At 53.3% G+C, this 25,347-nt stretch carries 20 protein-coding genes and 1 pseudogene; 13 read left to right on the top strand and 8 right to left on the bottom strand.

What is annotated here, in order from left to right:
• Positions 1 to 62 precede the first annotated feature (62 nt).
• The 4 genes from gluQRS to thpR form a co-directional block, all read right to left on the bottom strand.
• Positions 63 to 959, bottom strand: coding sequence for a tRNA glutamyl-Q(34) synthetase GluQRS (gluQRS, locus tag OGV74_RS21285; RefSeq protein WP_086504924.1), 897 nt, complete (start codon positions 957 to 959; stop codon positions 63 to 65).
• Between the two features lie 70 nt (positions 960 to 1,029).
• On the bottom strand, positions 1,030 to 1,485 hold the full coding sequence (gene dksA, locus OGV74_RS21280; protein WP_003018625.1) for an RNA polymerase-binding protein DksA: 456 nt from the start codon (positions 1,483 to 1,485) through the stop codon (positions 1,030 to 1,032).
• Between the two features lie 177 nt (positions 1,486 to 1,662).
• A complete protein-coding gene (gene sfsA / locus OGV74_RS21275; RefSeq protein WP_048219694.1) occupies positions 1,663 to 2,367 on the bottom strand; it encodes a DNA/RNA nuclease SfsA in 705 nt (234 codons plus the stop codon).
• 15 nt (positions 2,368 to 2,382) lie between these two features.
• Positions 2,383 to 2,913: an RNA 2',3'-cyclic phosphodiesterase gene (thpR, locus tag OGV74_RS21270; RefSeq protein ID WP_003018620.1), complete on the bottom strand. Its 531-nt coding sequence runs from the start codon at positions 2,911 to 2,913 to the stop codon at positions 2,383 to 2,385.
• 73 nt (positions 2,914 to 2,986) lie between these two features.
• Between thpR and hrpB the strand changes: the two genes are divergently transcribed.
• The 10 genes from hrpB to fhuB all read left to right on the top strand — a co-directional run bounded on the left by hrpB (position 2,987) and on the right by fhuB (position 19,632).
• Positions 2,987 to 5,416, top strand: a complete 2,430-nt coding sequence (gene hrpB, locus OGV74_RS21265) for an ATP-dependent helicase HrpB (protein ID WP_048219692.1) — start codon at positions 2,987 to 2,989, stop codon at positions 5,414 to 5,416.
• 80 nt (positions 5,417 to 5,496) lie between these two features.
• Positions 5,497 to 8,034 (top strand): bifunctional glycosyl transferase/transpeptidase, encoded by a 2,538-nt coding sequence (gene mrcB / locus OGV74_RS21260; protein ID WP_003837501.1) that lies wholly within the window; start codon positions 5,497 to 5,499, stop codon positions 8,032 to 8,034.
• Positions 8,035 to 8,599: 565 nt separating this feature from the next.
• Positions 8,600 to 9,142: a fimbrial protein gene (locus OGV74_RS21255; protein WP_003837506.1), complete on the top strand. Its 543-nt coding sequence runs from the start codon at positions 8,600 to 8,602 to the stop codon at positions 9,140 to 9,142.
• 50 nt (positions 9,143 to 9,192) lie between these two features.
• Positions 9,193 to 9,906: a fimbrial biogenesis chaperone gene (locus tag OGV74_RS21250; RefSeq protein WP_172728647.1), complete on the top strand. Its 714-nt coding sequence runs from the start codon at positions 9,193 to 9,195 to the stop codon at positions 9,904 to 9,906.
• Between the two features lie 32 nt (positions 9,907 to 9,938).
• On the top strand, positions 9,939 to 12,422 hold the full coding sequence (locus OGV74_RS21245; protein WP_286521510.1) for a fimbria/pilus outer membrane usher protein: 2,484 nt from the start codon (positions 9,939 to 9,941) through the stop codon (positions 12,420 to 12,422).
• A 35-nt stretch (positions 12,423 to 12,457) separates the two neighbouring features.
• Positions 12,458 to 13,459 carry a fimbrial protein gene (locus OGV74_RS21240; protein WP_234400796.1) on the top strand — a complete coding sequence of 334 codons (1,002 nt, stop codon included), beginning with the start codon at positions 12,458 to 12,460 and terminating at the stop codon, positions 13,457 to 13,459.
• A gap of 210 nt (positions 13,460 to 13,669) precedes the next feature.
• Positions 13,670 to 15,919, top strand: coding sequence for a ferrichrome porin FhuA (gene fhuA / locus OGV74_RS21235; RefSeq protein ID WP_044714923.1), 2,250 nt, complete (start codon positions 13,670 to 13,672; stop codon positions 15,917 to 15,919).
• Between the two features lie 46 nt (positions 15,920 to 15,965).
• Positions 15,966 to 16,763, top strand: a complete 798-nt coding sequence (gene fhuC, locus OGV74_RS21230; RefSeq protein ID WP_086504927.1) for a Fe3+-hydroxamate ABC transporter ATP-binding protein FhuC — start codon at positions 15,966 to 15,968, stop codon at positions 16,761 to 16,763.
• Positions 16,763 to 17,653 (top strand): Fe(3+)-hydroxamate ABC transporter substrate-binding protein FhuD, encoded by an 891-nt coding sequence (fhuD, locus tag OGV74_RS21225; protein ID WP_003018590.1) that lies wholly within the window; start codon positions 16,763 to 16,765, stop codon positions 17,651 to 17,653. The genes fhuC and fhuD overlap by 1 nt, the downstream gene beginning before the upstream one ends.
• On the top strand, positions 17,650 to 19,632 hold the full coding sequence (fhuB, locus tag OGV74_RS21220) for a Fe(3+)-hydroxamate ABC transporter permease FhuB (RefSeq protein ID WP_003018589.1): 1,983 nt from the start codon (positions 17,650 to 17,652) through the stop codon (positions 19,630 to 19,632). Before fhuD ends, fhuB begins: the two co-directional genes overlap by 4 nt.
• 73 nt (positions 19,633 to 19,705) lie before the next feature.
• Here fhuB and hemL read toward each other — a convergent pair whose 3' ends face one another.
• The gene (hemL, locus tag OGV74_RS21215) at positions 19,706 to 20,986 is read right to left on the bottom strand and encodes a glutamate-1-semialdehyde 2,1-aminomutase (protein ID WP_003837523.1); all 1,281 of its coding nucleotides are present in this window, start codon (positions 20,984 to 20,986) and stop codon (positions 19,706 to 19,708) included.
• Between the two features lie 168 nt (positions 20,987 to 21,154).
• On the opposite strand from hemL, the gene clcA reads away from it, so the two are divergent.
• From clcA to erpA, 3 genes and pseudogenes are all read left to right on the top strand, one after another.
• Positions 21,155 to 22,576, top strand: a complete 1,422-nt coding sequence (gene clcA / locus OGV74_RS21210; RefSeq protein ID WP_003018583.1) for a H(+)/Cl(-) exchange transporter ClcA — start codon at positions 21,155 to 21,157, stop codon at positions 22,574 to 22,576.
• 23 nt (positions 22,577 to 22,599) lie between these two features.
• Positions 22,600 to 22,665: pseudogene (yadW, locus tag OGV74_RS21205) on the top strand (small protein YadW).
• Positions 22,658 to 23,002 (top strand): iron-sulfur cluster insertion protein ErpA, encoded by a 345-nt coding sequence (gene erpA, locus OGV74_RS21200; RefSeq protein ID WP_003018581.1) that lies wholly within the window; start codon positions 22,658 to 22,660, stop codon positions 23,000 to 23,002. Before yadW ends, erpA begins: the two are co-directional and overlap by 8 nt.
• A gap of 119 nt (positions 23,003 to 23,121) precedes the next feature.
• On the opposite strand, the gene OGV74_RS21195 is transcribed toward erpA, so the two are convergent.
• The 3 genes from OGV74_RS21195 to mtnN are packed head-to-tail and all read right to left on the bottom strand — an operon-like array spanning position 23,122 to position 25,274.
• On the bottom strand, positions 23,122 to 23,745 hold the full coding sequence (locus OGV74_RS21195) for a TRIC cation channel family protein (RefSeq protein ID WP_003018578.1): 624 nt from the start codon (positions 23,743 to 23,745) through the stop codon (positions 23,122 to 23,124).
• A 37-nt stretch (positions 23,746 to 23,782) separates the two neighbouring features.
• On the bottom strand, positions 23,783 to 24,583 hold the full coding sequence (btuF, locus tag OGV74_RS21190) for a vitamin B12 ABC transporter substrate-binding protein BtuF (protein WP_032948552.1): 801 nt from the start codon (positions 24,581 to 24,583) through the stop codon (positions 23,783 to 23,785).
• Positions 24,576 to 25,274 carry a 5'-methylthioadenosine/S-adenosylhomocysteine nucleosidase gene (gene mtnN / locus OGV74_RS21185; protein ID WP_003018572.1) on the bottom strand — a complete coding sequence of 233 codons (699 nt, stop codon included), beginning with the start codon at positions 25,272 to 25,274 and terminating at the stop codon, positions 24,576 to 24,578. Before mtnN ends, btuF begins: the two co-directional genes overlap by 8 nt.
• Positions 25,275 to 25,347 lie beyond the last annotated feature (73 nt).

The raw sequence follows: 25,347 nt of genomic DNA, 5'->3' as shown, positions 1-25,347 counted from the left end.
CGGTAGTGTCAAACTTCAATCAGAACAAGTGTTGCTGTGTAAAAATAGCGGCTAATCATAGCTCAGCGTGGCGCATTTGAGAATGCCGGATTTAAGATCACTGATTCAGGCACTGTTGTCAGACGCCAGTTCTCAACGGCAGACGCCAGGATCTGGTCCACACGCATCTCCTGCCACGGGATATCGGCACGCTGGCCGAGAAAGCGTAGCGCGGCAATAATCACTGGGCGCGGATCGCCTTGTGGTAGCGCAGGTGCATGATTTTGTTTTGAAAGTTTAGCGCCTTGTTCGTTGAGCGCCAGCGGAAGATGAATATAGTCAGGCGCTTGCCAGCCAAACTGCTGATACAAAGAGATTTGCCGCACCGTGGGTTCGATGAGATCGGCGCCGCGAACAATCTCCGTTACGCCCTGAAAGTGGTCATCAACTACCACGGCGAGGTTATAGGCAAACAGCCCGTCGCGGCGGTGGATGATAAAATCTTCACCAGCAAGTTGCGGGTCAGCCTGAATCACACCGCGTAGCCGGTCAGTAAACTGCATCACGGGATGGCGTTGTTTAATGCGGACGGCCGCCTGTTCTGGCCCGAGGCGTAACTCACGGCAGTGACCGTCGTAAATACCGCCGACGCTTTGAATACGCGCTCGTGTGCAGGTGCAGTAATAGCTCAGATCCTGCTGATGCAGCCAGGTAAGCGCTTCGCGGTAGGCTTCATGGCGTTGGGATTGCCATAAAATATCGCCATCCCAGTGCAGGCCGTAATGTTCCAGCTGACGCAGGATCGTATCTGCAGCACCGGGAACTTCACGAGGGGGATCAATATCTTCAATGCGTACTCGCCAGATTCCGCGCCGGGCACGAGCCTGCAGGTAACTGCCGAGGGCGGCAATCAGTGAACCGAAATGCAGTTCGCCGGAGGGGGAAGGGGCGAAGCGGCCAATATAGTGTGAATCGCTCATTTTGCGGACTGACAAATAATAAGGCGGGAGAAACTCCCGCCTGTAGTAAATGTGGTAAAAATGACCGGAATTAACCTGCCATCTGTTTTTCGCGGATTTCTGCCAGCGTTTTGCAGTCGATACACAGATCGGCTGTCGGACGCGCTTCCAGACGGCGAATACCAATTTCTACGCCGCACGATTCGCAGTAGCCGAAATCTTCGTCTTCTACTTTCTTCAGCGTCTTCTCGATCTTTTTGATCAGTTTGCGCTCACGGTCACGGTTACGCAGCTCAAGGCTGAATTCTTCTTCCTGCGCGGCGCGGTCCACCGGATCAGGGAAGTTAGCCGCTTCGTCTTGCATATGAGATACGGTGCGATCAACTTCATCCCTAAGTTGATTACGCCATGCCTCAAGAATACGCCTGAAGTGCGACAGCTGGGCTTCGTTCATATACTCTTCGCCCGGTTTCTCCTGGTACGGCTCCACCCCAGCGATGGCGAGAATACTCAGGGACGATGTTTTACGGTTTTGCCCTTCTTGCATGTTGCTTCTCCTTAACACGCACTATCGATCCCCATGTTCGGGGGAAAAATCAGGTCGCTATAAATAGCAGATGCTTTTCCGGATAGCAATTATCTAAACGTAACACTTGACAACCCTGTGAGGAAAAGCGTATTTGCCCACGCGCCCAGAATACTAATTAACCAAATGTTTACACCATTACAAGGTAATGGGCAACGGCTCTTTAAGAGTCATGCCATGGGCAGAAAGTTCCGCTTTATAAACCAGAATTTCTACCCCCTTAAGCTGTGCTTCAACTAATAATTGCGCATATTTTGCATCGATATGGTGCGCGGGTGAAAACCGTGTAATGGCTGAATGCAACACGGCGAAAAATATCACCGCCCGCTTGCCTTCTGCCGCTACGCTCATCAATTCCCGAAGATGCTTCTGACCTCGTTCAGTGATGGCATCGGGAAAATAACCCTGATCATTTTCCGCCAACGTGACTGATTTCACTTCAATATAGCAGTCAGGTCGGGAATCCGCCTGCAACAAAAAGTCGATACGACTCCCTTCTGCGCCGTATTTTACTTCACTTTTCAAGGCACTGTAGCCTGAAACTTCCGAAATAAGCTCATTCTGAATAGCCTCTTTCGTTAATCTATTGGCCCGCAGCGTGTTAACACAAATAAATGCCCCGGATTGGGTTTGCGTTAATTCCCAGGTATGTGGATATTTCCGTTTAGTATTTTCTGATGTCGAATACCAGACGGTATCACCCGGGGTGGCGCATCCGGTCATCGCGCCAGTATTTGGGCAGTGTAACGTTAACGTTGAGCCATCCGGTGTGATCACATCCGCTAAAAAACGCTTGTAGCGCTGGATGAGCGTTGCGGGTTGTAAAGGTGGAGAAAATTGCATAAACAGTCCCTTTAATTATTCAGTCAGCGTCCAGCGTTGCAGCTGCGTATAACGCGTGCGTCCTCGTGCGAATGAAGAGGAGTAAAGTGCGAACTCTGTGACCGGAAATGACCAGCCAAAGCCCGGTGGGGGGATGGGAACCGCGTGTCCGGCATCGCGCAGCAGCGTGATATGTGGGTGAAACGGCTGCGGGCTTTGATAACACCCGCTGCGCGCGGCCTGCGCCCGCAGCATATTCGCCAGTTGTAACAGTCCGCGCGGCGGCTGACGCATCCCCAGCCACACGACCCGCGAGCGCAGCCATTGCCCGGCATCATCCAGTTTGAGCGTAAAACCTGGCTGGCGAATGCGTCCGGCTAGTTGCGACAACGCCTGTTGCTTCTCTGCGCTGACATCACCTAAAAAGGCCAGCGTCAGATGCAGGTTTTCTGCCGCAACGGGACGCCCGGCTTCTGCGGGGAACTGCTCCGCACGCCAGTGAACAATTGGCTCACGGATTGCGCCAGGCAATTCAATCGCAAAGAACAGCCTTTTTGGCTCAGACATGATGGATACTCGGTTATGAATTAACGCGATGCTACAATGCAGCGCGAAGAATGTTAACCCTCTGGAGCTATTTGTGACGTCGTTGCCCGTTGCCGCCGTAGTGCCTGAACTGCTTACTGCCCTTGATGCCTCGCCGCAGGTGCTGCTGACCGCGCCGACCGGTGCCGGGAAATCGACCTGGCTGCCGTTGCGACTACTTGAACATGGTGGCATCAAGGGGCGGATTATTTTGCTGGAGCCGCGCCGTCTGGCGGCACGCAACGTGGCGCAGCGGTTGGCGGAGTTGCTGAACGAAAAGCCCGGTGAGACCGTGGGTTATCGCATGCGCGCGCAAAGCTGCGTGGGGTCGCAGACCCGGCTGGAAGTGGTGACGGAAGGCGTCCTGACGCGCATGATCCAACGCGATCCCGAACTCACTGGCGTCGGGTTAGTGATCCTCGATGAATTTCACGAACGGAGCTTGCAGGCCGACCTGGCGCTGGCGCTGTTGCTGGATGTACAGCAAGGTCTTCGTGACGATCTGAAACTATTGATCATGTCCGCAACGCTCGATAACGGGCGCTTGCAGCAGTTATTGCCCGATGCGCCCATGATTATCTCTGAAGGCCGCACATTCCCCGTCGAGCGACGGTATCAGCCGCTGGCGGCACATCTGCGTTTTGACGAAGCGGTGGCGATAGCGACGGCGGAGCTACTGCGCCATGAAAGCGGGTCGCTGCTGCTGTTTTTACCGGGCGTTGGGGAAATCCTGCGCGTGCAGGAACAACTGGCAACGCGTGTGGGCGGCGATGTTGTGTTATGTCCATTGTACGGCGCGTTGACGCTGGCTGAGCAGCGTCAGGCGATTTTGCCCGCGCCGCAAGGTAAGCGCAAAGTGGTGCTGGCGACCAATATTGCCGAAACCAGCTTAACGATTGAAGGTATCCGGCTGGTGGTGGACTGCGCCCAGGAGCGCGTGGCGCGCTATGACGCGCGTACCGGTTTAACGCGGTTGATTACCCAGCGCATTAGCCAGGCATCGATGACCCAGCGAGCCGGGCGTGCAGGTCGTCTGGAGCCAGGTATCTGCCTACATTTGCTTGCCAAAGAGCAGGCGGAAAGAGCGGCGGCGCAGGGAGAGCCTGAGATATTACAGAGCGATCTGTCCGGACTACTGATGGAGCTGCTGCAATGGGGATGTACCGATCCTGAGCAACTGAACTGGCTGGATACGCCGCCCGCTATTAACCTGCAGGCGGCAAAACGGCTGTTGCAGATGCTGGGCGCGCTTGAGGGCGACAGGCTCAGTGCCCGTGGGCAAAAAATGGCGGCATTGGGTAACGATCCCCGTTTAGCGGCTATGCTGGTTAGCACCAAAAATGACGATGAAGCGGCATCGGCCGCAAAACTGGCCGCAATTCTGGAAGAGCCGCCGCGCGGGGGCAGCACCGATTTGGCTGTGGCGTTTTCACGAAATCAGCCCGCCTGGCAGCAGCGCAGTCAACAATTATTGAAACGGCTTAACGTACGCAGCGGGCAGCCTGACGGCGCGTTGCTCCCTTTGTTGCTGGCGCAAGCGTTTGCCGATCGGATCGCCCGTCGACGTGGACAAGAAGGGCGCTATCAACTGGCCAACGGCATGGGCGCGATGCTGGATGCCGATGACGCCCAGGGGCGCCATGAGTGGCTGATAGCGCCGCTGTTACTGCAGGGTAGCTCATCGCCAGATGCGCGTATTTTGTTAGCGTTGCCGCTGGATATTGAAGCGTTGATGCAGGCATGTCCTGAGCTGCTGCAACAGTCCGATACTATCGAATGGGATGAAACCCAGGGAACATTAAAGGCACTGCGTCGGTCGCGTATCGGCCAGTTGACGGTAAAAGTACAGCCGCTGGCCAAGCCCTCGGAAGAGGAACTACACCAGGCCATGCTGAATGGTATTCGCGATAAAGGGCTAAGTGTGCTCAACTGGACGTCGGAGGCCGAGCAGTTTCGGCTGCGTTTGCAATGTGCGGCAAACTGGTTACCGGAGTACGACTGGCCTGCGGTAGATGAGGATTCTCTGCTGAAGACGCTGGAGCGCTGGCTGTTGCCACACATGAGCGGTGTGCACTCTTTACGCGCGTTAAAAGCACTCAATGTGGGTCAGGCATTGCGCGGTTTGCTGGACTGGTCAATGCTGCAACGTCTGGATAGTGAACTGCCAGCGCATTACACTGTGCCAACGGGAAGCCGGATTGCTATTCGCTATCATGAGGATAATCCTCCGGTATTGGCCGTTCGGATGCAGGAAATGTTTGGTGAAGCAAACACCCCGACTATCGCCCAGGGACGCGTGCCGCTGGTACTCGAGCTGTTGTCTCCGGCCCAAAGACCGCTACAGGTGACGAGTGATTTGAGTGCGTTCTGGCAGGGATCGTACCGCGAGGTGCAAAAAGAGATGAAAGGGCGTTACCCCAAACATGTCTGGCCGGACGATCCGGCGAATACCGCGCCAACGCGGCGCACCAAAAAGTATTCATAAATTGAGAGATTTCTTCTTCTGTCGCAGGACGGAAGAACAGAGAATCGGGCCTTTGCGCCTGAATGTTGCGGAGAAAAAGCATGGCGGGGAATGACCGCGAGCCAATTGGACGTAAAGGGAAACCCTCGCGTCCAGTGAAACAAAAGGTGAGTCGTCGTCAACTCAGAGATGAAGAGTATGACGACGATTATGATGATGATGACTATGAGGATGAAGAACCGATGCCGCGTAAGGGTAAAGGCAAAGGGCGTAAGCCTCGTGGTAAACGCGGCTGGTTCTGGCTGCTGGTAAAACTGTCGATTGTTTTTTTGGTGCTGATCGCCATTTACGGCGTCTATCTGGACCAAAAAATCCGTAGCCGTATCGACGGTAAAGTCTGGCAGCTTCCGGCGGCAGTATATGGCCGCATGGTTAACCTTGAGCCAGAAATGCCCATCGGCAAGAACGAGATGGTGAAGCTGCTGGAGGCCACGCAGTATCGTCAGGTCTCGAAGATGACGCGTCCGGGCGAATTCACCGTACAGGCGAAGAGCATTGAGATGATTCGTCGTCCGTTTGACTTCCCGGACAGTAAAGAAGGGCAGGTGCGCGCACGTCTGACCTTTGATGGCGATCATCTGGACACTATCGAGAATATGGATAACAACCGCCAGTTCGGTTTCTTCCGTCTCGATCCACGCCTGATTACCATGCTCTCTTCACCTAACGGCGAGCAGCGCCTGTTTGTCCCGCGCAGTGGATTCCCGGATCTGCTGGTAGATACATTGCTGGCAACCGAAGACCGTCACTTCTATGAGCATGATGGCGTCAGCCTCTACTCGATTGGTCGTGCGGTGCTGGCCAACCTGACGGCCGGTCGCACGGTGCAGGGGGCGAGTACGCTGACTCAGCAACTGGTGAAGAACCTGTTCCTGTCCAGCGAACGTTCTTACTGGCGTAAGGCCAACGAAGCTTACATGGCGCTGCTGATGGATGCGCGTTACAGCAAAGATCGCATTCTTGAGCTGTACATGAACGAAGTCTATCTCGGTCAAAGCGGCGATAATGAAATTCGCGGCTTCCCGCTGGCGAGCCTCTATTATTTCGGTCGTCCGGTGGAAGAACTGAGTCTCGACCAGCAGGCGTTGCTGGTGGGGATGGTTAAAGGGGCGTCAATCTATAACCCATGGCGTAACCCGAAGCTGGCGCTGGAGCGTCGTAACCTCGTGCTGCGTTTGCTGCAACAGCAGCAGATCATCGATCAGGATCTGTATGACATGCTGAGCGCGCGTCCGTTAGGCGTACAGCCGCGTGGTGGAGTGATCTCGCCACAGCCAGCCTTTATGCAGATGGTGCGTCAGGAGCTTCAGGCGAAGCTGGGCGATAAAGTTAAAGATCTCTCCGGCGTGAAAATTTTCACCACCTTTGATTCCGTGGCGCAGGACGCTGCGGAAAAAGCGGCGGTGGAAGGCATTCCGGTGCTGAAGAAACAGCGTAAGCTGAGCGATCTGGAAACCGCGATTGTGGTGGTTGACCGATTCAGTGGCGAAGTTCGCGCCATGGTTGGCGGGGCAGAGCCGCAGTTCGCGGGCTATAACCGTGCGATGCAGGCGCGTCGTTCGATTGGTTCTCTGGCGAAGCCGGCGACCTATCTGACTGCGCTCAGCCAGCCGAAGCTTTACCGCCTGAATACCTGGATTGCTGATGCGCCGATTGCACTACGTCAGCCGAACGGTCAGGTCTGGTCGCCACAGAACGATGATCGTCGCTATAGCGAAAGCGGAAAAGTGATGCTGGTGGATGCGTTAACCCGCTCCATGAACGTACCGACGGTAAATCTGGGGATGGCGCTGGGCTTGCCTGCCGTGACTGATACCTGGTTGAAGCTGGGCGCGCCGAAAGATCAGCTTAACCCGGTTCCGGCCATGCTGCTCGGGGCGTTGAACCTGACGCCGATCGAAGTGGCGCAGGCGTTCCAGACTATCGCCAGCGGCGGGAACCGTGCGCCGTTGTCGGCGCTGCGTTCGGTGATTGCCGAAGATGGTACCGTGCTGTACCAGAGCTTCCCGCAGGCTGAGCGTGCCGTTCCGGCGCAGGCGGCGTATATGACGCTGTGGACCATGCAGCAGGTGGTTCAGCGTGGTACGGGTCGTCAGCTTGGCGCGAAATATCCTGGCTTGCATCTGGCAGGGAAAACCGGGACCACCAACAACAACGTGGATACCTGGTTTGCCGGGATCGACGGCAGCCAGGTGACCATCACCTGGGTGGGCCGCGATAACAACCAGCCAACCAAGCTGTACGGTGCCAGCGGCGCGATGTCGATTTACCAGCGCTATCTGGCAAACCAGACGCCAACACCTCTGGTGCTGACGCCACCGGAAGATGTGGTGGATATGGGCGTGGACTACGACGGTAACTTCGTTTGTAGCGGCGGGATGCGCACGCTTCCGGTATGGACCACCGATCCTGATTCGCTGTGTCAGCAGGGTGAAATGCTGCAGCAGTCGGGGAATCCGTTCGATCAATCTTCTCAACAGCCGCAGCAGCAGCCTCAACAGCAGCAACCGCCGCAGCAAGAGAAGAAAGACAGCGATGGCGTGGCTGGTTGGATAAAAGATATGTTTGGCGGTAACTGATTTTTTAGCTGTCCTCCCCCGCATCGGTGCCTGCTGATGTGGGGGAATTCTCCCTCTTGTTGTATTCGCATTTCGGTCTGTATAGCAAGCTCAGGATAGGGTGAACAGTGATGGTGTTTCCTGCCTATATTTTCCGTTTAATCATAAATTCAATATATTATTTTTTTGTATATATCATCGGTTGGTTGATTTTATTCTATTTTTTTCTGCGTTTTTTTATTATCTGCCCGTATGCATATGTGGGCAATATTGTTTTTATGAATATATTCATGCTGGCTAAAATCACCATTAAGAAAATATTATTTTCATAAATTGTTCTGCTAAAACAAGATGTTGTGTGTTGTTTCTTTAGTTTTGGTGAATGTGTTGATTAGCTTTTATTCATCATGGTACGTAGAATAGATGACACAAGGGAATGTTTTAAACTGAATGAGTTGATAAAGATATATTATATCTATGATGTTGTTGGATTTATATTCCAGCACTTCTCCAGCCATTGTCTATTTCCCCTCTGTGTTAACTTTTCTCTTCATTGATTTTTGTGAACATATGTAAGGAATACGTTATGTGCAAAAAAATTATCATCTCGTTGCTTGTCAGTAGTGCAATGGCAACTGTAGCAACATCTGCTTTTGCCGTTGATACCGGGACGGTAACGTTTAATGGGAAAATTCTTCCCGATAGTTGCGTGGTTGATGTAAATGGTACAGCGACAAACGGTACTGTGACGTTTAACAACCTTTCTCAAACTGCGTTTGGCGAAGATAAAAAAGTCGGCGACACGCAATCTTTTGCGATTACGCTGACAGAATGTGATGCTGCGGTTGCCAACCTCAATATCAAATTTGATGGGACGCGTATTGCCGGATACGACGATGAAGTCTTGCAGGCGACAGGGACTGCGCAGAACCTCGGGGTACGTATGCTTCCAGAAGGGAGCAGCAACTACGTGAAATTTGATGGCTCAGATCCTGAAGCGGCACTGAATAAGACTAACGGCGAGAGCGTGGTTTTTAATTATAAAGCTGAGGTTATCCAGGTTGGTAGCACTTTACCAACTACCGGTGATTATACCGCACAAGCGACCTATACTCTGCTTTATCGTTAATCATCATAAACCTGGCCCAGGCAGGGCCAGTATTTCAATGGAATGGAAAGATGAAACGACTTATCACAGCATTAATACTTATATTAACCTCGGGATTAAATTCGGTTCAAGCTGGCGTAGTAGTGGGTGGCACACGAATTATATATCCGGCTAACCAATCTGAAGTACAGATTGCTTTAAAAAATAAAGATAATGATAAACGTTATCTGGTGCAGAGCTGGGTCAGTAATATTGATGACAGCAAAGCGCCATTTATTATGACACCGCCAATTTACAAATTGGACGAAAACCGCCAGACGCTGCTACACGTGGTTTATACCGGAAATAAATCGGCGCTTCCTCAGGATCGTGAGTCATTATTTATGGCGAACATCAAATCTGTTGCAGCGATCCCAGAAGAATTGCATGACAAGAACATGTTACAATTTGCCATTAAAACTAAATTAAAACTGTTTTATCGCCCGGCCTCATTGACAGAAGACGAGGCAAAAATGGCCTGGCAATCGTTGCAATTTAGCCGCCATCAAAATCAACTGGTGGTGAAAAACCCCACACCCTTCTATGTCACCTTCGGACAGATCTCTGTGGCGGGAAAAGCGATTAAACCGGCTACAAACCAGTCCTCTCCGACGGCATTAACGATGATGGTCGCTCCATTTGGTGAGCAGCGTTTTCCGCTGCCATCGGCAGTAAAAGGCAACGTTGTCTGGACCGCAATTAATGATTTTGGCTCAGAAACCGAACAGCGTAAACAGTCGCTGTAAATCAGCTATCGATGAGTTATGGGGTGACATTTATGCCTTCACATCGTACTGCCCGGCTTTTTGCTCTCAATACGCTGACATTCGCTATATTGACTGCGAGTGGTTCCGTTTGTGCTGATGATTATTTCAATCTCAGTGTACTTGAAACGGGAACCCCACTTGAGAATACCGGGGCGCTTGAAGCTTTTTTACAGCATAATGGTTTATCCCCCGGACGTTATTTAACGTCGATTGTTTGGGATCAGGAGCGCATTGATAAACGAAATTTAAATTACCTCCTTTCAAAAGATAACAGCAAACTGATTCCGCAATTTACCAAAGCGGAGCTGCGCGAACTGGGCGTTAAAGTTGATACGGTTCCGGCATTAAATAATGTTAACGAAGATACGTTGCTGGGTGATATTAGCGAATATATCGCGGATGGACGCTATGACTTCAATCCGGAAACACAGGTGCTGCAATTACGTATTCCGCAGATCTACCGCGACCGCAAAATTTCGGGCGAAAGCAATCCCACTTTCTGGGATGACGGCATTCCGGCTCTGTGGACCAGTTACTATATTTCGGGATCGCACCAACAATCCGGAGGTCAAAATAATGCTTCGAACTGGGCAAGTTTGAATTCAGGGATGAATATCGGCCCCTGGCGTTTGCGTAACACCAGCAATTGGGGGAATGATAATGGTTGGCAATCTATTAATACGACGCTTGGACGCGATGTCAAAGCATTGCGTAGCCAGCTTCAGATAGGGCAAACCTACACTAACGGCGAACTGTTCGATAGCGTGCAGATGACGGGCGTTAAGCTGGAGACCGATACCAGTATGCAGCCCAGTGGATTACAGGGCTTTGCCCCGGTCGTTCGTGGGATTGCTAATAGCGATGCTAAAGTCACCATTAAGCAAAACGGTTACACCATCTACCAGACCAACGTCTCGCCTGGCCCGTTTGAAATTCGTGATTTAACGCAGGTGACGGCAGGAGCGGATCTGGAAGTCACCGTGACGGAGGCCGACGGTACAGAGCGCAGCTTTATTCAGGCCAGCTCCTCGGTGCCGATTATGCAACGTGAAGGCGCGCTGAAGTACAGCCTGGCGGCTGGGAAATATCGCGATGTTGATAACGGCGAGGAGCCGGAATTCAGCCAGGCTACGGCAATTTATGGCTTACCTTTCGGAATTACCGCTTACGGCGGTCTGCAGGGCGCGTCGATGTATCGTGCCGGACTGGTCGGCATCGGAGCTGATTTACGCGATTTTGGTTCGCTGTCGATGGATCTGACGGCGGCGAGAACCGCGTTTGACGACGAACGCGCGGATGCGAATGGCCAGTCGTGGCGCGCGCAGTACGCAAAAGATTTTCCGTTAACCAGTACCACGGTCACGCTGGCCAGCTATCGTTATTCCACCTCCGGGTTTTATACCTTTCAGGAGGCTCTCGATCAGCGTAATAACAGCTACGACGATGACAGCATCTATAGCTATCGCGATAGCTATAACCGTCGCAGCCGCCCGCAACTTAATCTTTCTCAGTCGTTACAGAGCTGGGGATCGGTATACGCCAACGCTTATCAGCAAGATTACTGGGGAATGGAAGGCCATGAACGAAGCGTGAGTCTCGGTTACAGCAGCAGTTGGCAGGGCGTTAACTGGTCGCTGAATTACAGCCTGACAAAAACGCCATCAACCACTAACGATCAGCAGTTTTCTATCTCAATGAATGTCCCTCTTTCGCGTTGGCTGGCTAATGCCTGGGGAACATATACTCTGACAAGTTCAAAAAATGGTAATAGTGCACATCAGGTTGGCGTCAGTGGAACGTTACTGGAAGATAACAATTTAAATTATAACCTTCAGCAAACCTACACCGATAACGATGTCGGTTATGGTGCCTATCTCTCTTCCCGGTATCGGACATCGGTTGGCGAGTTCAGCGCCAATTACAGTTATCAAAAAGACAGTAAACAGTGGGGCTATGGCGCCCAGGGTTCCGTTGTTGCGCATTCGCAGGGAATAACGCTTGGACAATCCATTCAGGATGCTTTTGCCATTGTGCACATTACCGATGGCGATAATGTAAAAATACAAAATTCCCGGGGGGTTTACACCGATTATTGGGGCAATGCCATTGTGCCAACTTTAACCAATTATCGCCGTAATACTATTACTGTGAATACTCAGGGACGTGATGATATTGATATTCAGGATGCTTCTCTGGATGTGGTTCCGACAAAAGGGGCCGTCCTGAAGGCTGACTTCACGGCGCGTTCAGGTAAGCGTGCATTACTTACCTTAAAACATGGTCAGAGCGTGGTTCCTTTTGGTGCTCTGTTAAGTATGGACGGTACGACATCGATCGTGGGTGACGACGGTGAAGTGTATGTCACTGGGCTAAAAGGAACACAGCGCATTGAGGTGCAATGGGGAAATACCGCACAGACGAAATGTACGGGCAGCGTAAGCGTGCCTGAGAACATGGGTACGGGAATTCTCTCAGCTACGGTTAATTGCCAATAATGGAAGATGGCTTATGAATACGGAAATTGTCAGATATGAGTAAAAGGAACATAAACATTTTCAGGGCTATGTTGATCATATTGATTTTAGCTGGATCTGCGGCACCTGTTTATGCCGCCACATGTACCGGAAATTACCCGGAAAATGGCGCAATGACCTTTCAGCTACCGGCAAGCATCACTGTGGAGCCTGACGTATCAGTTGGTACGGTTATTTATGAGGGAAGCATTGAGAGCGGCCAAATCGATATGGATTGCCAGGATACTGGCAACAAATACAAAGGTTACGCAGTGTTAACGGATGCCGATGCCCGCAATGGAGTGCTGGAAGGCGTTTATCAGACTAGCGTTCCAGGTATAGGTATCCGCATGGCTGAAGCGGAAGAACGAACACCTACCTTTACCTCTGAGGATATCGTCACACCCATGCATTTTTATAGCTATGGAGCAAGCGGATGGAACAGTATTCATACAAAGTACCATGCGTCAATGCAGTTGGTTGTGACGGGCGACGTCGAGGATGGTTATCTTGATACCTCCCGGCTGACAGCGCAAGAGAAGTGGGGTAATGATGTGATAGCTCAGATATTGGTATCTCCCACCAGCATTCATATCCAGACTAATACCTGTAACCTGGAGGATAAAAATATCTACGTGCCGCTGAAGACGATTAATGTCGATAACTTTGACAGTCAATTTTCAGAAGTACTCACCGATAACAGTTTCAAAATCGAGATTTCTGATTGTCGGGCAGGTACCCAAATCGATTATAAGTTCAACAGTGCTGGTTCGACAGGCGTTACGGATGGCAATATTTTGGCTATCGCCAGTGGAGACAGCTCTGCCAGCGGTGTCGGTATCCAGATTCTGGACACGAACAATAATGTGCTGAGTTTTGATCAAACCTATATAGCTGTGAGCAGCACCAGCGCTAACGAAGTGGCAGAAATTCCGCTGAAGGCACGCTATGCCAAAACCGGCAATGTCAAAGCCGGGAAAGTGGACGCCGTCGCGACTTTTGAGGTCTTTTACCGCTAACGCCTTGCGACCCGCTGCGGCGGGTTGTCAGCGCTCTAACATTCCAGCCTAATTTATTAACCCTTTCTTTTCATCTGGTTATTTCTTAACCCCTCAGTTTTAGTAGGGGCGCGTATTGCTTGCTATCTCGCCAGAGTTTCGAATATTATGCTGCCGTTATAATAATAATTCTCGTTTACGTTATCATTCACTTTCATCAGAGAAATACCAATGGCGCGTCTTAAAACTGCTCAGCCAAGTTCATCACTGCGTAAAATCGCAGTAGTGGTAGCCACAGCGGTTAGCGGCATGTCTGTCTATGCACAGGCGGCGGTTGACCCGAAAGAAGAAACCATCACCGTAACTGCAGCTCCTGCTCCGCAGGAAAGCGCATGGGGGCCAGCGGCAACCATCGCCGCACGACAGTCTGCTACGGCGACCAAAACCGACACTCCGATTCAAAAAGTTCCTCAGTCTATTTCAGTGGTCACCGCCGAAGAGATGGCGTTGCATCAGCCAAAATCGGTCAAAGAGGCGCTTAGCTACACCCCGGGCGTTGCCGTGGGTACGCGTGGTGCGTCCAATACCTATGATTACCTGATCATCCGTGGCTTCGCTGCCGATGGCCAAAGTCAGAATAACTATCTGAATGGCCTGAAGATGCAGGGTAACTTCTACAATGATGCGGTGATCGACCCTTATATGCTGGAACGCGCCGAAGTGATGCGTGGTCCGGTTTCCGTTCTGTACGGAAAGAGCAACCCAGGTGGGTTGTTGAATATGGTCAGCAAACGCCCGACCACAGAACCGTTGAAAGAAATTCAGTTCAAGATGGGCACTGACAGCCTGTTCCAGACCGGTTTTGATTTCAGCGATGCGCTGGATGATGACGGCGTATACTCTTACCGCTTAACTGGCCTGGCGCGTTCCGCCAATGCGCAGCAGCAGGGCGCAGAAGAACAACGCTATGCCATCGCGCCATCTTTCTCATGGCGTCCGGACGATAAGACAAACTTCACCTTCCTCTCCTACTTCCAGAACGAGCCGGAAACCGGTTATTACGGCTGGTTGCCGAAAGAAGGGACGGTGACTGAGTTGCCGAATGGCAAGCGTCTGCCTACCGATTTCAACGAAGGGGCGAACAACAATACCTATTCTCGTAACGAGAAGATGGTGGGCTACAGCTTCGATCACGAATTTAACGACACCTTTACCGTGCGTCAGAACCTGCGTTACGCGCAAAATAAAGTCTCGCAGAACAGCGTGTATGGCTACGGTATGTGCTCCGATCCGCTCTATACCAAGGATCCGGCTAACAGCCCTTGTGCCAGCGTTCCTCAGGCCGACTGGGATCATACGCTGACGCGTCAGTATGTTATCGATAATGAGAAATTGCAGAACTTCTCCGTCGATACTCAGCTGCAAAGCAAGTTCGCTACTGCCGACGTAGATCACACGCTGCTGACCGGCGTTGACTTTATGCGTATGCGGAACGATATCAACTCCTGGTTTGGCTATGCGGGCTCTGTTGCGCCGTCCGATATCTATAACCTCGACCGTAGCGACTTCGATTTTGGCTCACACCCAGGCCCTTCAGGTCCTTACAAAGTGCTGAACAAACAGAAGCAGACTGGCTTGTATGTTCAGGATCAGGCGCAATGGGATAAGGTGCTGGTTACTCTGGGCGGTCGTTACGACTGGGCTAAACAGGACTCTCTGAACCGTGTTTCTGGTGTAACGGATTCCCGCGATGATAAGCAATTCACCTGGCGTGGCGGTGTTAACTACCTGTTCGATAACGGCGTAACCCCGTATTTCAGCTACAGCGAGTCGTTTGAACCGGCTTCTCAGACGGGTGCAAGCGGTAATATCTTTGCGCCGTCCAAAGGTAAGCAGTACGAAGCGGGCGTGAAGTACGTGCCGAACGATCGTCCGATCGTGATCACCGGTGCTGTCTATCAGTTGACTAAAACCAACAATCTGATGGCCGATCCGAACGGATCGTTCTGGTCAGTTGAAGGTGGTGAAATTCGTTCTCGCGGAGTGGAAATTGAAGCGAAAGCGGCGCTGTCTGCCAGCGTCAACGTAGTGGGTTCTTATACCTACACCGACGCGGAATACACCACCGACACCAACTACAAGGGCAATACGCCTGCGCAGGTGCCAAAACACATGGCATCATTGTGGGGCGATTACACCCTTTATGACGGCGCGCTTTCCGGGCTGACGTTGGGTACTGGCGTTCGTTATACTGGTTCCAGTTATGGCGATCCGGCAAACTCCTTTAAAGTGGGGAGCTATACGCTGGTGGATGCGTTAGTACGTTACGATCTGGCGCGCGTCGGCATGGCGGGCTCCAACGTGGCGCTGCATGTGAACAACCTGTTTGACCGTGAATACGTCGCCAGCTGCTTCAATACCTATGGCTGCTTCTGGGGCGCAGAACGTCAGGTCGTTGCAACCGCAACCTTCCGTTTCTAATTTCTTTTGGGCACGCTTTGCGTGCCCGTTTTACAAGTTGGCTGCTATGCAGGAAAACAGATCCCATCCCGACACCACTTTTGCGTTGCGTAATGTCTCCTTTCGTGTGCCTGGCCGCACGCTTTTGCATCCTCTCTCATTAACTTTTCCTGCGGGGAAAGTGACTGGTCTTATCGGCCACAACGGCTCCGGAAAATCGACGTTATTGAAAATGCTGGGACGTCATCAGCCGCCGTCAGAAGGTGAAATTCTGCTCGACGAACAGCCGCTGGAGAACTGGAACAGTAAAGCGTTTGCCCGCAAGGTCGCCTATCTGCCGCAGCAGTTGCCGCAGGCCGAAGGGATGACGGTGCGCGAACTGGTGGCGATTGGCCGCTATCCGTGGCATGGGGCGCTGGGACGTTTTGGGGTTGCCGACAGAGAGAAAGTAGAAGAGGCGATTTCGCTGGTTGGCTTAAAACCGCTGGCGCACCGTTTGGTTGATAGTCTGTCCGGCGGAGAACGCCAGCGCGCGTGGATTGCCATGCTGGTAGCGCAGGACAGCCGCTGTCTGCTGCTTGATGAACCGACTTCCGCGCTGGATATCGCTCATCAGGTTGACGTACTGGCGCTGGTGCATCGCTTAAGTCAGCAGCGCGGGCTGACGGTGATTGCGGTGCTGCATGATATCAACATGGCGGCCCGCTACTGTGATTACTTAGTTGCGCTGCGCGGTGGTGAAATGATTGCACAAGGGACGCCAGCTGAACTGATGCGCAGTGAAACTCTGGAACAGATTTACGGTATCCCGATGGGCATTTTGCCGCATCCGGCCGGTGCCGCACCCGTGAGTTTTGTCTATTAATGATTGAATTACATCATATTACCCGTCGGCGGCTGCTTGCGGCGATGGCGCTGTCGCCGCTGCTGTGGCGGATGAATACGGCGCACGCTGCGGCGGTTGATACGCAGCGCATTGTGGCGCTGGAATGGCTACCGGTGGAACTACTGCTGGCGCTGGGTATTACGCCGTATGGCATCGCGGATATCCCTAACTACAAGCTGTGGGTCAGTGAGCCCCCGTTGCCGGATTCGGTTATTGACGTCGGGCTACGTACGGAGCCCAATCTCGAACTGTTGACCGAAATGAAACCCTCGTTTTTGCTGTGGTCGGCAGGCTATGGTCCTTCCCCTGAAAAGCTGGCGCGGATTGCGCCTGGCCGGGGATTTAACTTCAGTGACGGTAAAAAGCCGCTGGCCGTTGCGCGACAATCGCTGCAGGAAATGGCGCAATTGTTCAATCTGCAAGCCTCTGCTGAACGCCATCTGACCGAGTACGATCGTTTTATCGCCAGCCTGAAACCGCGCTTCATTCAACGTGGCGCGCGCCCTGTACTTCTCACTTCCCTGCTCGATTCACGACATATGCTGGTGTTTGGCCCAAACAGCCTGTTTCAGGACGTGCTGGATGATTATGGGATCCCCAACGCCTGGCAGGGCGAGACAAACTTTTGGGGCAGCACTGCCGTGAGTATTGACCGTCTGGCTGCTTATAAGGATGTCGATGTGCTGTGTTTTGACCACGGCAACGATAAAGAGATGACTGCACTGATGTCTACGCCATTATGGCAGGCGATGCCGTTTGTCCGCAGCGGACGTTTTCAGCGTGTGCCTGCCGTCTGGTTCTATGGCGCCACGCTCTCGGCGATGCATTTTGCCCGCATTCTGGATAATGCGCTGGGAGGCAAAGCGTGAGTAAACGAATTGCGCTGTTCCCAACGCTTCTTCTGGCGGTTCTGTTTGTCGCTGCCTGTTGGCTGACCTGGGTTAACTTCTCTGTTGCGCTACCGCGCAGTCAGTGGCAACAAGCTATCTGGTCACCGGATATCAATGCTATTGAGCAGATGGTTTTCCACTACAGTCTGCTGCCGAGGCTGGCGATTTCGCTGCTGGTCGGTGCCGGGCTGGGGCTGGTCGGTGTCTTGTTTCAGCAGGTGCTGCGTAACCCACTGGCAGAACCCACTACGTTAGGTGTTGCAACCGGGGCGCAGTTGGGCATTACGGTTACCACGCTGTGGGCTATTCCCGGTGCGCTGACCACGCAATTTGCGGCGCTGGCGGGAGCATGTGTTGTTGGGGCTCTGGTGTTTGGCGTTGCCTGGGGCAAACGTCTTTCTCCGGTGACGTTAATCCTTGCCGGGCTGGTGGTCAGCCTGTACTGCGGGGCAATTAACCAGTTGATGGTTATCTTCCATCACGATCAACTGCAAAGCATGTTTTTATGGAGCAGCGGTACGCTAACGCAGACCGACTGGAGCGGCGTACAGCGTCTGTGGCCGCAACTGCTGGGCGGTGTGATGCTGACGCTGTTGTTATTACGCCCAATGACGCTGATGGGACTGGATGACGGCGTGGCGCGTAACCTCGGTCTGGCGCTGTCGCTGGCACGTCTGGCAGCGTTATCGCTGGCCATTGTTATCAGCGCCTTACTGGTTAACGCGGTTGGGATTATCGGCTTTATTGGCCTGTTTGCACCGCTGCTGGCGAAAATGCTCGGCGCGCGTCGTCTGCTGGCGCGTCTGATGCTGGCCCCTCTGATTGGTGCGTTGATCCTCTGGCTCTCCGACCAAATTATTCTGTGGCTGACCCGCGTATGGATGGAAGTCTCCACTGGTTCGGTGACGGCGCTGATTGGCGCGCCATTGCTGCTGTGGCTGTTGCCGCGCCTTAGAAGTATGAGCGCGCCGGATATGAATGCCAGTAACCGCATCGCTGCTGAGCGCCAGAATGTACTGATGTTTGCCCTGGCGGGCGGGGCGATATTGCTGCTTACCGTTATTGTGGCGCTCGCGTTTGGCCGCGATGCGCACGGCTGGACATGGGCCAGCGGCGCGATGCTGGACGAGCTCATGCCCTGGCGCTGGCCACGTGTTCTGGCGGCGCTGATTGCCGGGGTAATGTTAGCGGTAGCTGGCTGTATTATTCAGCGTCTGACCGGAAATCCAATGGCCAGTCCGGAAGTATTAGGAATTAGCTCCGGGGCGGCATTTGGCGTGGTGCTAATGTTATTTCTGGTCCCCGGCAATGCCTTTGGCTGGCTGCTGCCGGCCGGGAGCCTCGGTGCGGCAGCCACCTTGCTTATCATTATGATTGCCGCCGGGCGCGGGGGCTTTTCACCGCACCGCATGTTGCTGGCAGGGATGGCGCTCAGCACTGCGTTTACAATGCTGCTGATGATGCTGCAGGCCAGCGGCGATCCGCGTATGGCGGGGGTGCTAACCTGGATCTCCGGCTCAACCTATAACGCGAGTGGCGAACAGGTGCTGCGTACCGGGATTGTAATGGTTATCCTGCTGGCGATGACGCCGCTGTGCCGCCGTTGGCTGACAATTTTACCGCTCGGCGGCGATACGGCGCGGGCTGTCGGTATGGCTATTACGCCATCACGCGTGGGGTTACTGCTACTGGCGGCAGGGCTGACGGCGACAGCCACCATGACCATTGGACCGTTGAGCTTTGTCGGGCTGATGGCTCCGCATATTGCCCGTATGATGGGTTTTCGTCGGGCGATGCCGCATATGCTGATTTCGGCGCTGGCGGGTGGCGTGTTGCTGGTCTTTGCTGACTGGTGCGGCAGGATGGTGTTGTTTCCGTATCAGATCCCGGCGGGATTACTGTCGACGTTTATTGGCGCGCCGTACTTTATCTATCTGCTACGTAAGCAGAGCCGGTAATTTATGCCGCCATCCGGCCTACGGCGTAGAATGTAGGCCGGGTAAGCGTAAGCGCCACCCGGCAATTCATCCTTTACAGTTTCGCAAACACCCGGCGCGCGGCGTCGATGGTGTTATTGATATCTTCTTCACTGTGCGCCACGGACATAAAGCCTGCTTCAAACGCGGACGGCGCCAGATAAATTCCTTCATCCAGCATCATGTGGAAGAAACGCTTGAAGCGTTCAACGTCGCATGCCATCACATCCTGATAGCAGGTTACGGTTTCTGCATCGGTGAAGAAAATCCCGAACATCCCGCCTACATGATTAACTACCAGCGGAATATTCGCTTCTTCAGCAGCTTCCAGCAGACCTTCCGCCAGACGCGTCGTCAGTTCGTTCAGCGTTTCATGAATACCCGGCTGGGCGACTTCGGTCAGACAGGCATAACCTGCCGCCATCGCGATTGGGTTACCGGAAAGCGTCCCCGCCTGGTAAACCGGTCCGGTCGGCGCCAGTGCGTCCATCACATCGCGACGGCCACCGAATGCGCCAACGGGCATTCCGCCACCGATGATTTTGCCAAGACAAGTCAGATCCGGCACGACGCCGTAATAATCCTGTGCACCGGCCAGCGCCACGCGGAAACCGGTCATCACTTCATCGATGATCAATAGCGCGCCAAACTCATCGCACAGTGCACGCAGGCCCGGCAGGAATTCCGGCAGCGGCGGGATGCAGTTCATGTTGCCTGCGACCGGCTCAACGATGATGCAGGCGATCTCCTGCGGATATTGTTCAAATGCCGCACGTACTGAAGCGAGATCGTTATAGGTGCAGGTCAGGGTGTGTTTCGCGAAATCAGCCGGAACGCCCGGGGAGTTAGGCTGACCCAGCGTTAACGCTCCCGAACCCGCTTTGACCAGCAGACAGTCGGCATGACCGTGGTAGCAGCCTTCAAATTTGATGATCTTATCGCGACCGGTGAAACCGCGCGCCAGACGGATTGCGCTCATCGTCGCTTCCGTGCCGGAGTTCACCATGCGCACCATGTCCATGGTCGGCACGAGTTCAGTGACCAGCTCCGCCATTTTCACTTCCATTTCGGTCGGTGCGCCAAAGCTTAAACCGCGCTCCGCAGCTTCAATCACCGCATTACGGATTGCCGGGTGATTATGGCCCAGCACCATCGGTCCCCAGGAACCGACGTAGTCAACATAGGCTTTACCATCGACATCGTACAGATACGCGCCGTCGGCTTTTTCGATAAACAGCGGAGTACCACCCACGCCAGTAAAGGCGCGAACGGGGGAGTTAACGCCGCCTGGGATAAGTTCGCGTGCTGCGCTGTAGAGATTTTCAGACTTACTCATGGATGGGGTCCTGGTTCGTAGAAAAAGTAAATGCCCGCTATTCTAGTTATTCAGAGAAGGTTATGAAAGTTTTACGCATTTGAAACAATACGATTTGCAGGGGATTTTCGTGAAATGTGCGAGTAGAATGCCGATTCCGTATTTGTATTACCAATTAATGATCATCTGATGAAGACAGACACTCCCTCTTTTGAAGCACAACAAATTGTGCGTTTACGCCGCAGGGATCAAATCCGTCGACTCCTGGAACGAGACAAAACGCCGTTGGCGATCCTGTTGATGGCTGCCGTAGTGGGTACAGTGACAGGGCTTGTTGGCGTGGCATTTGAGAAAGCGGTGACCTGGGTGCAGAATCAGCGCATTGGCGCGCTGGCTCAGGTTGCGGACCATGCCATTCTGCTGTGGCCGCTGGCATTTATTCTCTCTGCGTTGCTGGCGATGGTCGGCTATTTCCTGGTGCGTAAGTTTGCGCCGGAAGCCGGTGGTTCGGGGATCCCAGAGATTGAAGGCGCGCTGGAAGAGCTGCGGCCTGTGCGCTGGTGGCGCGTACTGCCGGTGAAATTTTTCGGCGGTATGGGCACGCTGGGTGCCGGTATGGTGCTCGGGCGAGAAGGACCGACCGTGCAGATCGGTGGTAACCTCGGGCGCATGGTGCTGGATATTTTCCGCATGCGTAGCGCAGAAGCGCGGCATACCTTATTGGCGACCGGTGCGGCAGCGGGCCTTTCGGCGGCGTTTAACGCTCCGCTGGCGGGGATCCTGTTCATTATTGAAGAGATGCGCCCGCAGTTTCGCTATAACCTTGTCTCGATCAAAGCCGTGTTTACCGGCGTCATCATGTCGAGCATTGTGTTTCGTGTTTTCAACGGCGAGGCACCGCTTATTGAAGTTGGGAAGCTCTCCAATGCACCGGTGAACACGCTGTGGTTGTATCTGGTCCTGGGGATTATTTTTGGCTGTGTCGGACCGTTGTTCAACACCATGGTGTTACGGACTCAGGATATGTTCCAGCGTTTCCACGGCGGCGATCTCAAAAAATGGGTGCTGATGGGCGGTGCGATCGGCGGTCTGTGCGGGATTCTTGGCTTAATTACACCAGAAGCGGCTGGAGGCGGGTTTAACCTGATACCTATCGCTGCGGCAGGGAATTTCAGCGTTGGTTTACTGCTGTTTATCTTTATTGCCCGCGTCATTACCACGCTGCTGTGCTTCTCGTCCGGCGCGCCCGGCGGGATATTTGCCCCGATGCTGGCATTGGGCACGTTGCTTGGCACCGCGTTCGGTATGGCGGCAGCGGCCTCTTTTCCGCATTATCATCTGGAGGCCGGGACCTTTGCCATCGCCGGAATGGGGGCATTGTTGGCGGCGTCGGTAAGGGCGCCGCTCACCGGTATTGTGCTGGTGCTGGAGATGACCGATAACTATCAGCTCATTTTGCCAATGATTATTACCTGTCTTGGCGCAACACTATTAGCCCAATTTATGGGCGGAAAGCCGCTATACTCGACTATCCTTGCCCGTACGCTGGCAAAACAGGAAGCGGAGCAGGCGGCTAAAAGCCAGGGTACAGCCGCTGGCGAGAATACTTGAACGAAATACCAGGGTATTAGATAATGGCCTTAACCATTGGGTTATAATTTGCCCAATTGCCAATGTCGTTTGGAGCAAAATATGAGTGATGACGTAGCGCTGCCACTGCAATTTACTGAAGCAGCAGCCAATAAAGTAAAAAGCCTGATCGCTGACGAAGATAACCCGAATCTGAAATTACGTGTGTATATCACCGGCGGTGGTTGCAGCGGTTTCCAGTACGGTTTCACCTTTGACGATCAGGTGAACGATGGTGATATGACCATTGAGAAACAAGGTGTTGGTCTGGTGGTTGACCCGATGAGCCTGCAATATCTGGTGGGCGGCGCGGTTGACTATACCGAAGGTCTGGAAGGTTCCCGCTTCGTTGTGACTAACCCGAATGCGAAAAGCACCTGCGGGTGTGGTTCTTCTTTCAGCATCTGATTGCTGTCTGTAATACCAGTGGTCTGATGGTGTAGGCCCGGTAAGCGTAGCGCCACCGGGCAATGTGCCGGATGGCGGCGTAAACGCCTTATCCGGCCTACATATTCTGCATCATCATGTCAACGTCCGTTATCATCCAGCGCAAACGTCGGTAATTTCAAATGCCAGCGAATGGCGGCAAGCCGAATCAGCAGGGTGACAATCATCCCCATCATACTGGCGTTTTCCAGTGAAACATCAAAGGTATAAAACGCCGTCGCATGCACGATCCCGCCGATAATACAGGCTGTGGCGTAGATCTCGGTGCGCAAAATCATCGGGACTTCACGTGCTAATACATCGCGAATGATCCCACCGCCGACGCCGGTAATCACCCCCATACAAATCGCAACCAAGGGTCCTGTTCCTGCGAGAAAGGCCTTGTTGACGCCAATACCCACGAACACCGCCAGGCCAACGGCATCAAGCACCGGAAGGATCCATTTCGGCAGGCGTCTTGGCTGCCGTACCAACAGGATCGTCAGCATGCTGGTGATCATCGCTACGACCAGATCGGTTGGATCTTTAACCCAAAAAACCGGTCCATTATCCAGCGCCATATCGCGGATCGTGCCACCTCCGACGGCGGTAACCACGCCGAGGACCAGGACGCCAAACGGATCCATACGTAATTTTCCGGCCAGTAATACGCCAGAGATTGCAAATACCGCGGTGCCTACAATATCAAGCCAATAGACGAGCATTTTTAAATCCTCACAACAGACCTGGTGGGGGCAGGCGCTAATTTATCTGTGAAAGCGCATTACAGAGTTGTTTTGCGGCGAGGATAATACGCGGGCTCGCGCGTTCGAACCAGTCACTATTAAGTGTAATAACGGGTATTTTTAGCTGGTTTCCCCAGTATTGCTCAATTTTCAGAGTTTCGCCCGGACCGCCGGTTGCAACAATAGCCTGGGGGGCTCGTGCCAGGACCTGCTCACGGCTAACCTGCGGCCAGGGAACCCGACTACCGGCAAAGATGTTTTCTCCGCCGCATACCTCAAGAACTTCGTGCTGAATAGAACCTTTTCCACTGGTAAACAGAGGATTGGCACCAAACTGGAGAAACACGCGTTTTTTCGGTTTGTTGGCATACTGAGATTTAAGTAAAGCATAGTCATCAAGCATGGTTTGCGCCGCCTGTTTAGCTTGTTCAGGCTTGGGGCTCCACGCAGCCAACTGGCGTAGCGCATCGGCAACCTGCTCAATGGTAACGGCGTCCACCCAGATGACCTTAATTCCCAGGGAGGTCAGTTGATTCACCTGCCGCTCAGCATTTCCCCCGCGCCAGGCGACGACCAAATCAGGTTTCAGCGCCACAATACGCTCAAGATTCATACCTTGCCATGTTGAGACCTCTTCAATATTTTTGGCTTCTGGCGGGTAGTTTGAGTAGCTGCTGACGCCAACGGGGGTAATGCCAGCGGCAAAAGCGAGTTCGGTATTGGCAGGAGAAAGCGTTACAACACGCGGTGCGGCGTAAAGGAACGCCGGGAGAGTGAAAAGCAGGGCGACCAGCGCCCTTGAGAATAATTTAGCCATGCGCCAGTTTCTGCACCAGCGTTTCAACCATCAGGCTTGACTGCTTCGCGGCAACCACCAGGAATTCGTCAAAGCTGAGATGGGACTGCTGATCGGCAACGTCAGAGATAGCGCGAACCACGACAAATGGCACCTTAAAGTTGTGGCAAACGTGCGCAATTGCGGTCGCTTCCATCTCAACGGCAATCGCCTGCGGGAAGTTATGCTTAATTTTAGCCAGCCCCACGGAACCATTAATGAATGCATCGCCGCTGACGATAAGTCCGCGAACAGCGTTCAGATTGAGTTCGGCGATGCAAGATTCTGCGGCTGCAATCAACGCAGGATCGGCTTTAAAACCAGCCGGGCAACCCGGTAGCTGACCAAATTCATAACCAAAGGCAGTGACGTCGGCGTCGTGATAGCGCGCTTCATCAGAAACTACGATATCGCCGACTTTCAGCGTAGAGGCCAGGCCGCCCGCGGAACCGGTATTAATGATGGCGTCCGGCTTGCAGCGTTCAAGCAGCAGCGTAGCGCCGAGCGCCGCAGCCACTTTACCGATACCTGATTTCAGAAGCGCAACCTCAGTACCGTTCAGTTGGCCGGTGTAAATTTCACAACCGCCGAGCGTGATGGTCTGACGGTTTTCGATTTTGTCACGCAGCAGCGTAACTTCTTCTTCCATTGCACCAATGATGCCGATTTTCATAGATTTACTCGCGATAAGCCAGATTTGAGGGCATAGTCTATCATGCGCTTAAGGGGTAGCGCATTTCTCAGGC

The sequence above is a fragment of the Citrobacter sp. Cf116 genome (assembly GCF_030336505.1).
GTDB classification, from domain to species: Bacteria; Pseudomonadota; Gammaproteobacteria; order Enterobacterales; family Enterobacteriaceae; genus Citrobacter; species Citrobacter freundii.
Note: the sequence above shows the minus strand (reverse complement) of the source record. Positions and strands in the feature narration are given on the sequence as shown.

Bases quoted from the DNA above. Each gene is read 5' to 3' on its own strand.
- dksA (WP_003018625.1), bottom strand. From the start codon at position 1,485: ATGCAAGAAGGGCAAAACCGTAAAACATCGTCCCTGAGTATTCTCGCC.
- OGV74_RS21195 (WP_003018578.1), bottom strand. From the start codon at position 23,745: ATGCTCGTCTATTGGCTTGATATTGTAGGCACCGCGGTATTTGCAATC.
- fhuC (WP_086504927.1), top strand. From the start codon at position 15,966: ATGCAGGAAAACAGATCCCATCCCGACACCACTTTTGCGTTGCGTAAT.
- OGV74_RS21240 (WP_234400796.1), top strand. From the start codon at position 12,458: ATGAGTAAAAGGAACATAAACATTTTCAGGGCTATGTTGATCATATTG.
- OGV74_RS21250 (WP_172728647.1), top strand. From the start codon at position 9,193: ATGAAACGACTTATCACAGCATTAATACTTATATTAACCTCGGGATTA.
- fhuD (WP_003018590.1), top strand. From the start codon at position 16,763: ATGATTGAATTACATCATATTACCCGTCGGCGGCTGCTTGCGGCGATG.
- thpR (WP_003018620.1), bottom strand. From the start codon at position 2,913: ATGTCTGAGCCAAAAAGGCTGTTCTTTGCGATTGAATTGCCTGGCGCA.
- btuF (WP_032948552.1), bottom strand. From the start codon at position 24,583: ATGGCTAAATTATTCTCAAGGGCGCTGGTCGCCCTGCTTTTCACTCTC.
- hemL (WP_003837523.1), bottom strand. From the start codon at position 20,986: ATGAGTAAGTCTGAAAATCTCTACAGCGCAGCACGCGAACTTATCCCA.
- OGV74_RS21245 (WP_286521510.1), top strand. From the start codon at position 9,939: ATGCCTTCACATCGTACTGCCCGGCTTTTTGCTCTCAATACGCTGACA.
- fhuA (WP_044714923.1), top strand. From the start codon at position 13,670: ATGGCGCGTCTTAAAACTGCTCAGCCAAGTTCATCACTGCGTAAAATC.
- erpA (WP_003018581.1), top strand. From the start codon at position 22,658: ATGAGTGATGACGTAGCGCTGCCACTGCAATTTACTGAAGCAGCAGCC.
- mrcB (WP_003837501.1), top strand. From the start codon at position 5,497: ATGGCGGGGAATGACCGCGAGCCAATTGGACGTAAAGGGAAACCCTCG.
- sfsA (WP_048219694.1), bottom strand. From the start codon at position 2,367: ATGCAATTTTCTCCACCTTTACAACCCGCAACGCTCATCCAGCGCTAC.
- gluQRS (WP_086504924.1), bottom strand. From the start codon at position 959: ATGAGCGATTCACACTATATTGGCCGCTTCGCCCCTTCCCCCTCCGGC.
- mtnN (WP_003018572.1), bottom strand. From the start codon at position 25,274: ATGAAAATCGGCATCATTGGTGCAATGGAAGAAGAAGTTACGCTGCTG.
- clcA (WP_003018583.1), top strand. From the start codon at position 21,155: ATGAAGACAGACACTCCCTCTTTTGAAGCACAACAAATTGTGCGTTTA.
- OGV74_RS21255 (WP_003837506.1), top strand. From the start codon at position 8,600: ATGTGCAAAAAAATTATCATCTCGTTGCTTGTCAGTAGTGCAATGGCA.